This is a genomic window from Mesorhizobium sp. M1E.F.Ca.ET.063.01.1.1 (assembly GCF_003998155.1).
In the GTDB taxonomy this organism is placed as follows: domain Bacteria; phylum Pseudomonadota; class Alphaproteobacteria; order Rhizobiales; family Rhizobiaceae; genus Mesorhizobium.
Genome location: NZ_RZSC01000314.1, coordinates 1 through 6,592, shown reverse-complemented (window position 1 = coordinate 6,592; position 6,592 = coordinate 1). Strand labels below are relative to the sequence as shown.

Sequence of the window (6,592 nt, the reverse complement as noted above, 5' to 3'; positions counted from 1 at the left end):
ATCCCCGTCAGTCGCCGGCTTTCGCGGATCAGATGCGCCTGGTCGGCATAGCCGGCCTCGATGGCGAGCACGGCGGTCGAGGCATCGCCGGCTTTCCCGCGCAGGCATCGGAAGCGGTGGAAGCGCAAAATGCGGTCGAGCGTTTTCGGGCCATAGCCGAAGGCGCTCTCGAAGCGACGCCTCAGCGTCCGCTCGCTCATATGCAGGTGGCGCTGCAGGAAAGGAACCAAGGGCGTCTCCGGCGGCAGTCCTTCCTCGACAGCGTCAAAGGCTCTGCCCATCAGCGGATCGAGCGCATCGCGCCCTTGCGTGTGCATGCCGACCGTCTCTTCCAGTTGCCGCACCATGGCGTCGAGGTCCGGCGCGGCCTTGATGCGGTCGGACAGCGCCCGGGCGCGCGTGCCCCAGAGCTGGCCAAAGTCGAGGCGTTCGCCGACGATCTCGCTGGCCGGCACGCCGAGCCAACCGGCGGCGGCTCCCGGCCGGAAGCGGAAGCCGACGATCACCGCGCCGGAGGTTGGCCTTTCGATCTGCGGCTCCTTGTCCGGACCGGCGATGCGGAACCGGCCGTCGATCCATTGCAGGTCGATGGTTGCGTCGGGCGTGATCACGATCGGCGGGACAGCCTGATGATCCATGCGATGCACCCAGAGCGCGGAAAAGGCGCCAGCCAGGCCTCGGGCTACGGGCCGCTCCCGAAAGAAGCCGGTGGTCTGCGCCAGAACCGGTTCCATTTCTTCTCCGATCTGCTCCGCCCGGATCGGTGCGACGGTCATTTTGGCCGAAATCTTCAATGCCGGCCGCGTCATCCGTGGCAAAACGGATGCAGCTTTACAGCGCTTCATGCGCTTCTGTCAGACCGCGTCCGTTTCCGAATGTGGTCCCGAATATAGAAAGGAGTGAGAGAAATGAAAGCTCGCATCACCGTCGTCACGCTTGGCGTCGACGACCTGGAAGCGTCGCTTAGATTCTACCGCGACGGCCTGGGCCTGCCGACCGAAGGCATCATCGGCCGCGAGTTCGAACACGGGGCCGTCGCCTTCTTCGAGCTCGCCGGCGGCTTGAAGTTCGCCATCTTCGAGCGTTCGAGCATCGCCCACGACGCCACCGTGCCACAGAGCGGCCGCAGCCCGACCGAGCTAACCATCGGCCACAATGTGGCCAGCGAAGCCGAAGTCGACACCGTGATGGCAGAGGCCATCAAGGCCGGCGCGCACGTGGTCAAGCCGGCTCAAAAGACCTTCTGGGGCGGCTATGCCGGCTATTTCCAGGACCCAGACGATCATCTCTGGGAGGTCGTCTACAACCCCGCTTTCATCCCTGAGGACTAGGCACTACAGGCCCATATTCCGTCGAAAGGAGGTCGTCATGTTTGTTCAGAACGCTCAGGCGCTTGGCGCGCTTCTAATCGGCGGCGTGTTCATCCTCGCCGGCATCGAGCACTTCGTGAAATTCAAGGCGATGCGCGGCTATCTGGCCGCGCAGCGCTTTCCGGCGCCTTCCTTCATGCTCGCCGCCGGCTCGGCGCTCGAGATCGTCGCCGGCCTGATGCTTGTGCTGGGCCTCGCCATGCCCTTCGCCGCCGGCGCGCTCGTCGTGTTCACGCTGACCGCGAATTTCATGCTGCTCCGCTTCTGGGCATCCGAGGAGCCGGAACGGCAGGTGCTGCGCAATGCCTTTCTGATCAACGTCGCGGTCATTGGCGGGCTGCTGCTTGCGGCAACGACCTAGCCAGTGACATCTGGAACGATGTTTTCTGGAAACCATTGTTTTCGCAACCGCTTGACCGCCGCCAAGCGAATCCGCACAGTGCGCGCAACCGATCTTGAGAGGCTGTCATGACTCGCTTCGCTCATTCCGCTCTTGCCGCGCTGATTTCGCTTCTGACGCCGCTTGGCACGTCGCTTGGCTTCACCCAGGCCGCGCATGCAGCCGACCTTGCCGTCTACACCGAGGATGACGGTGGCGTCTGCGGTCAGCCCTGGGTGCTGAGCAAGATCACCAGCCGCTTCTCATATCAGGTGCGTCACGTGCCGCATCTGCCGGATGTTGCGATCACCGACTTCCATCGCGTTCACCAGCATCGCTATTTGCCGGCCAGCGACGAATGGCCGATCGGCCGGCGCTATTGCGGCGCCACCGTCAGCCTGTCGGATGGCCGCGACCGCACCATCTGGTACCTGATCGAGGAAGGGCAGGGCTTTGCCTCGATCGGCGACAATGTCGAGTTCTGCGTCTCGGGCTTCGACCGCTGGATGGTCTATAACGGTCGCTGCCGCGTGCTGCGGTAAAGGTCAGCCTGCTTCTGATTTAAGAAACTGCGGCGCCCATGGCGGCCGCCGCAGCCATGTGTTGCCAATCAATCGCCGCAACGACGCGATGAACCTTGGATGGAAGCTTGCCGCCACCATCCGTGGCGTCACGTAGGTTCGGTGGTCAGGGAGGCGCGGAATCCGCCTGACTCCTGGATGCCGGACACGCAAGTTCATTCGGAGTGACGCCGACATCGGCCCTATCGCGAATATTGCGGGCTGCCGCCTATCGCCGGAAGGCAAATCGGCTAATCTGACCGCCCGAGAGCACAAATCACTTTCGGGAGTTTTTATGGATCTTGCCACCATATTTGCCTTCGCGGCCGCCTTCTTCGTCTTCGCCGCCAGCCCAGGGCCCGACAATATGACGATCGTCGCCCGCACGATCTCCAACGGCCCGGCATCGGGCATCGCCTACGGCATCGGCACGGTGGTCGGCATCCTGATCTTCCTGAGCCTCGCGGCTTTTGGCCTGTCGATTGTCGCCACCAAGATGGCGATCCTCATGACGGTGCTTCGCTACGGCGGCGCGGCCTACCTGATCTGGATGGGCATCAGGCTATGGAGCGCTGCGCCGGTCGTGCCGGAACTGCAGCCCGTCTCCGAGCGGCGCGGATTGCTTGCTATTTTCGCCACCGGGGTCGCGCTCAATCTAGGCAATCCGAAGATGCCGCTGTTCTACCTGGCGCTGCTGCCCAATGTGGTCGGCACCTCGCTCGACGCCGGTCGTGTCTGCGTGCTGATGGTGGTGATCGTAGCTGTCGAGATCGTGGTGATCGGTGGACATGTCGTGCTCGCCGGCCGCGCCCGCAAACTGCTGCGCACACCGAAGATCGTGCGCCGGGTGAACCGTGCGGCGGGCGGCGTGATGGTCGGCGCCGGCGTCGCGGTCGCCGTAACGCGCTGACGCCGGGCGACTTGCCAATTTGACAAAAAGCAGAGCTACCGCTAGAAAAGAGACAGACCTGTCTCATCACCTTGGCGACATGACCCCTTCATCGCCTTCCGCCAAACGCCAGCATGTTATCGACACGGCGTACGCGCTGTTCAAGCGCGACGGCTTCCATGCCACCGGCATCGACCGCATCATTGCCGAAGCCGACATCGCCAAGATGACGATGTACCGCCACTTCCCGGCGAAGGACGAGCTGATCGTCGCGGTGCTGGAGCATCGCGCGGCGCGTTTCGAACGCCAGCTCGACCGGCTGGCGGCGACGGCGGGCACGGCGGCGGCGAAGATAGCGACGATCCTTGACTGGCACGAGCGCTGGTTTCGCGATCCGGATTTCCACGGCTGCCTGTTCGCGCATGCTCTCGCCGAGTTCGGCGATCCCGATCATCCGGTGTTCAAGGCCGCCAGCCACCAGAAGAACGGCTTGCGGACGCGCATGCGTTCCATACTCGAGAAGGAGATGCCGACCGAGCCGGCCGAGGGCGCCGCGGCGGCGCTGTTGATGCTGATCGAGGGCGCGACACTGATGGCTCAGATGGGAGTGCCAGCTGCCGCCATCGACGGCGCCCGCAAGGCGGCTTCCGCCATCATCGCCAGCGCGCGGGCGCCGCGATGAACGCGACGGTCGTCGGGCTGGCGCTGTTCGCGGCAATTCTGCATGCCAGCTGGAACGCCTTCCTGCGGACCGGGGCCGACAGGCTGTGGACGGTCACCGTCATGAGCTTTTCGAGCACGGCTGCCGCCATTGTCCTGGCGCTCTTCCATCCGCTGCCGGCCGCGCCTGCCTGGCCCTATGTCGTGCTCTCGGCCGTCCTTCAGACCGGCTACAGCGTATTCCTGGTCGCCGCCTACCGCTATGGCGAACTGGGGCAGGTCTATCCGATCGTGCGCGGCAGCGTGCCGCTGCTGGTCGCGCTCGGCGGCTTCGCGTTGGCCGGCCAGCGCCTCACCGCGCCGGAGCTCGTCGGCATCGCGCTGGTCGCCTGCGGCATCATGGGGCTGTCGCTCGGGCGAGGCAGGGCCTCGGTGACATCCATCCTCCACGCGCTCGCCACCGGCGCGATCATCGCAGCTTACGCGACCGTCGATGCGATCGGTGTGCGGGCCGCCGGTGACAGCGGCGCCTACACCGCCTGGGTACTTTTGATCTACGGCGCCCTGCTGTTCGCGACCTTCGTCGGCTTACGCGGCCGGCTCGCCGTCGACCCGCACGCGCCCGAGACCTGGAAGGCCCTGGGCGGTGGCCTGTTCGCGCTTCTGGCCTATGGCGCGGTGGTGGCCGCCTTCGCGCTGGGACCGGCCGGGCCGATCACCGCCATCCGCGAAACCAGCGTCGTCTTCGCGGTCTTCATCGGCCGGCTCTTCCTCGGCGAGGCGTTGACCCCCCGACGTGTCGGCGCTTGCGCCGTCGTCGCGCTCGGCGCGATCTGTCTCGGCTATCGGCCGTGACGGCGTCGGCCGCTGGCTCTCGCCATCGTCACGCTCGCGCGCCCTGGCCGGACAGATAGGCGCAGATCAACTCGCTGAGCTGCTTCTGCAGTTCCGGCGCATCGAGCATGTTACGGCGCGCCGCGTTGTGGATGACGCCCTCGACGGCGGAGGAGAGCACCCGCGCCATCGTCTCGGTATCCTTCTTGCGCCGGCGGTATTGCGCGACCGCCGATGCATAGTGCTCGAGATAGCGGGCCTGGAACGAGGCATGCGCGGCGCGCGAGCCGCGGTCGCCCGGCGCCTCGTCGAGCAGCACCTGATGCAGCGTCGGATGGATGCTGTGCGCCGCGATCATGCCGCGCACCAGCTCGCGCGCGAACTGCCTCAGCGGCTTCTCCTCGGCCGCGGCTTCGCGGATGACCGACAGCACGTGATCGAAGTGGCGGCGCCGGATGGCGTCGACCAGCGCGAGCTTGTCGGGGAAATACTGATAGAGCGAGCCGATGCTCACGCCGGCCGCTTCGGCCACCTTGTTGGTGCTGAAGCCCGCCCAGCCGATCTCGCTCAGAACGCGAGCACCTGCTTCAATTATCGCCTCGACGGTGGCGACCGAGCGCGCCTGGCGCGGTTCCTTGCGCATGCGCGGAGCGGATTTCGCAATGCGAGTAGACATCCTGGCCGGCTCTCCCGAGAATATAAACAGCTTACTCACATTTGACTCCAACGCAAATGGGGCGCGGGCGGATGAGTGCCAGGACGTTGCTGAAGAGCCTGCTTGTCTACCAGGCCTGGGCCAATGACGAGCTCTTGGAGAAGCTCGCCGGTCTCGATCCGCACGACAACGAGATGAAACGCCTCGCCGCGCTGAGGCTGATGAACCCTATCCATGTCGTGTCGCGGATCTTTGCGGCGCGTGTCACCGGCGCTGACCACGGCTATGCGAGCGACAACACCGAAGAAACGCTGGAGCCGGCTGAGCTGCGCGCCGCCATGGCGGAAAGCGACCGCTGGTATCTCGACTATATCGAAACCGTTTCTAAGCAACGACTTGCGCAGCCGGTCGCCTTCACCTTCACCGACGGCGACAAGGGCTGCATGACTAGGCAGGAGATGCTGACCCATGTCGTCCTGCATGGCGGCTATCATCGCGGCGAGATCGGCCGCATGCTGGGCGCAGATCGAGGTCTCGCCGCCTTGGGATACCTATGCCGTCCATCTGCACCGGGCCGAGCCGTCGCGTCGCCTGCACGGCAAGCCAGAGCCGCTCGACGCATGATCCGACAGTTGCTGGAATGCGAGCAATAAGCTCACTTCCCAGCCGGCAAGCTTTGCCGCTACTCCGGTACGGTTTTGCTTCGACTTGACCTGTAGATCTTTCCGCTGGACAAGATGAAACCGCCGCCGAGCCGCTTCGTCTTCATTATGAGCAATGCGCTCACATTCTGCTCTCTGGGCAGCGTCGACACGTCCGGATGATCGGGCGATAGAGAGCGTCGGGAATTCTCGGAGACGCAGTTTCACTTCGACAGACAAAGATTCGTTGTCGTTTTTTGCGTCGTTACCCTTGTCAGGGCGTCTTGTGTAACCAAAATTCAATAACTAAAAATCATTGTGTTGCTTCGCTGGCTAGACAGTCGCGAGTCAGATATGCATGAGCACGCCGGGTCACTCACGACCATCGGCAAAACGCAAGGGGCATCGCATGGCAAAGACGACAACCAAGGCGCCGGCGGCGAAAGCGCCGGCAAAGAAAGCGGCACCGAAAGCTGCCGCGAAACCCGCAGCAGTGAAGAAGGCAGCGCCGAAGGCAGCCGCCAAGGCTCCGGCCAAGGCCGCGGCGAAACCCGCCGCGAAGGCTGCGGCTAAGCCGGCCGCGAAGGCAGCGGCAAAGCCTGCC

General features: G+C 64.5%; 10 protein-coding genes. 7 read left to right on the top strand and 3 right to left on the bottom strand.

What is annotated here, in order from left to right:
- On the bottom strand, nt 1-734 hold a 734-nt coding region (locus EOA29_RS20935; protein WP_145969726.1), incomplete at its 3' end, for an AraC family transcriptional regulator.
- A gap of 174 nt (nt 735-908) precedes the next feature.
- Between EOA29_RS20935 and EOA29_RS20930 the strand changes: the two genes are divergently transcribed.
- The 6 genes from EOA29_RS20930 (at nt 909) to EOA29_RS20905 (ending at nt 4,713) form a co-directional block, all read left to right on the top strand.
- A complete protein-coding gene (locus EOA29_RS20930) occupies nt 909-1,331 on the top strand; it encodes a VOC family protein (RefSeq protein WP_127221393.1) in 423 nt (140 codons plus the stop codon).
- A gap of 37 nt (nt 1,332-1,368) precedes the next feature.
- Nucleotides 1,369-1,731 carry a DoxX family protein gene (locus EOA29_RS20925; RefSeq protein ID WP_126094797.1) on the top strand — a complete coding sequence of 121 codons (363 nt, stop codon included), beginning with the start codon at nt 1,369-1,371 and terminating at the stop codon, nt 1,729-1,731.
- Between the two features lie 107 nt (nt 1,732-1,838).
- Nucleotides 1,839-2,291: a hypothetical protein gene (locus EOA29_RS20920; RefSeq protein WP_126094796.1), complete on the top strand. Its 453-nt coding sequence runs from the start codon at nt 1,839-1,841 to the stop codon at nt 2,289-2,291.
- Nucleotides 2,292-2,604: 313 nt separating this feature from the next.
- Nucleotides 2,605-3,219, top strand: coding sequence for a LysE family translocator (locus EOA29_RS20915; protein ID WP_126094795.1), 615 nt, complete (start codon nt 2,605-2,607; stop codon nt 3,217-3,219).
- Between the two features lie 79 nt (nt 3,220-3,298).
- Nucleotides 3,299-3,880, top strand: coding sequence for a TetR/AcrR family transcriptional regulator (locus EOA29_RS20910; protein ID WP_126094794.1), 582 nt, complete (start codon nt 3,299-3,301; stop codon nt 3,878-3,880).
- A complete protein-coding gene (locus tag EOA29_RS20905; RefSeq protein ID WP_126094793.1) occupies nt 3,877-4,713 on the top strand; it encodes a DMT family transporter in 837 nt (278 codons plus the stop codon). The genes EOA29_RS20910 and EOA29_RS20905 overlap by 4 nt, the downstream gene beginning before the upstream one ends.
- A 28-nt stretch (nt 4,714-4,741) precedes the next feature.
- Here EOA29_RS20905 and EOA29_RS20900 read toward each other — a convergent pair whose 3' ends face one another.
- Complete coding sequence (locus tag EOA29_RS20900) at nt 4,742-5,335, bottom strand: TetR/AcrR family transcriptional regulator (RefSeq protein WP_126095984.1); 594 nt, start codon at nt 5,333-5,335, stop codon at nt 4,742-4,744.
- Nucleotides 5,336-5,439: 104 nt separating this feature from the next.
- Between EOA29_RS20900 and EOA29_RS20895 the strand changes: the two genes are divergently transcribed.
- Nucleotides 5,440-6,000 carry a DinB family protein gene (locus EOA29_RS20895; RefSeq protein WP_348627529.1) on the top strand — a complete coding sequence of 187 codons (561 nt, stop codon included), beginning with the start codon at nt 5,440-5,442 and terminating at the stop codon, nt 5,998-6,000.
- Nucleotides 6,001-6,360: 360 nt separating this feature from the next.
- Here EOA29_RS20895 and EOA29_RS42280 read toward each other — a convergent pair.
- Nucleotides 6,361-6,592, bottom strand: a 232-nt coding sequence (locus EOA29_RS42280; protein ID WP_210213160.1) for a hypothetical protein, incomplete at its 5' end; no start/stop codon positions are given.

Excerpts from the sequence above, each read along its gene's own strand:
- EOA29_RS20905 (WP_126094793.1), top strand. The coding sequence starts at position 3,877 with ATGAACGCGACGGTCGTCGGGCTGGCGCTGTTCGCGGCAATTCTGCAT.
- EOA29_RS20915 (WP_126094795.1), top strand. The coding sequence starts at position 2,605 with ATGGATCTTGCCACCATATTTGCCTTCGCGGCCGCCTTCTTCGTCTTC.
- EOA29_RS20910 (WP_126094794.1), top strand. The coding sequence starts at position 3,299 with ATGACCCCTTCATCGCCTTCCGCCAAACGCCAGCATGTTATCGACACG.
- EOA29_RS20900 (WP_126095984.1), bottom strand. The coding sequence starts at position 5,335 with ATGCGCAAGGAACCGCGCCAGGCGCGCTCGGTCGCCACCGTCGAGGCG.
- EOA29_RS20895 (WP_348627529.1), top strand. The coding sequence starts at position 5,440 with ATGAGTGCCAGGACGTTGCTGAAGAGCCTGCTTGTCTACCAGGCCTGG.
- EOA29_RS20925 (WP_126094797.1), top strand. The coding sequence starts at position 1,369 with ATGTTTGTTCAGAACGCTCAGGCGCTTGGCGCGCTTCTAATCGGCGGC.
- EOA29_RS20930 (WP_127221393.1), top strand. The coding sequence starts at position 909 with ATGAAAGCTCGCATCACCGTCGTCACGCTTGGCGTCGACGACCTGGAA.
- EOA29_RS20920 (WP_126094796.1), top strand. The coding sequence starts at position 1,839 with ATGACTCGCTTCGCTCATTCCGCTCTTGCCGCGCTGATTTCGCTTCTG.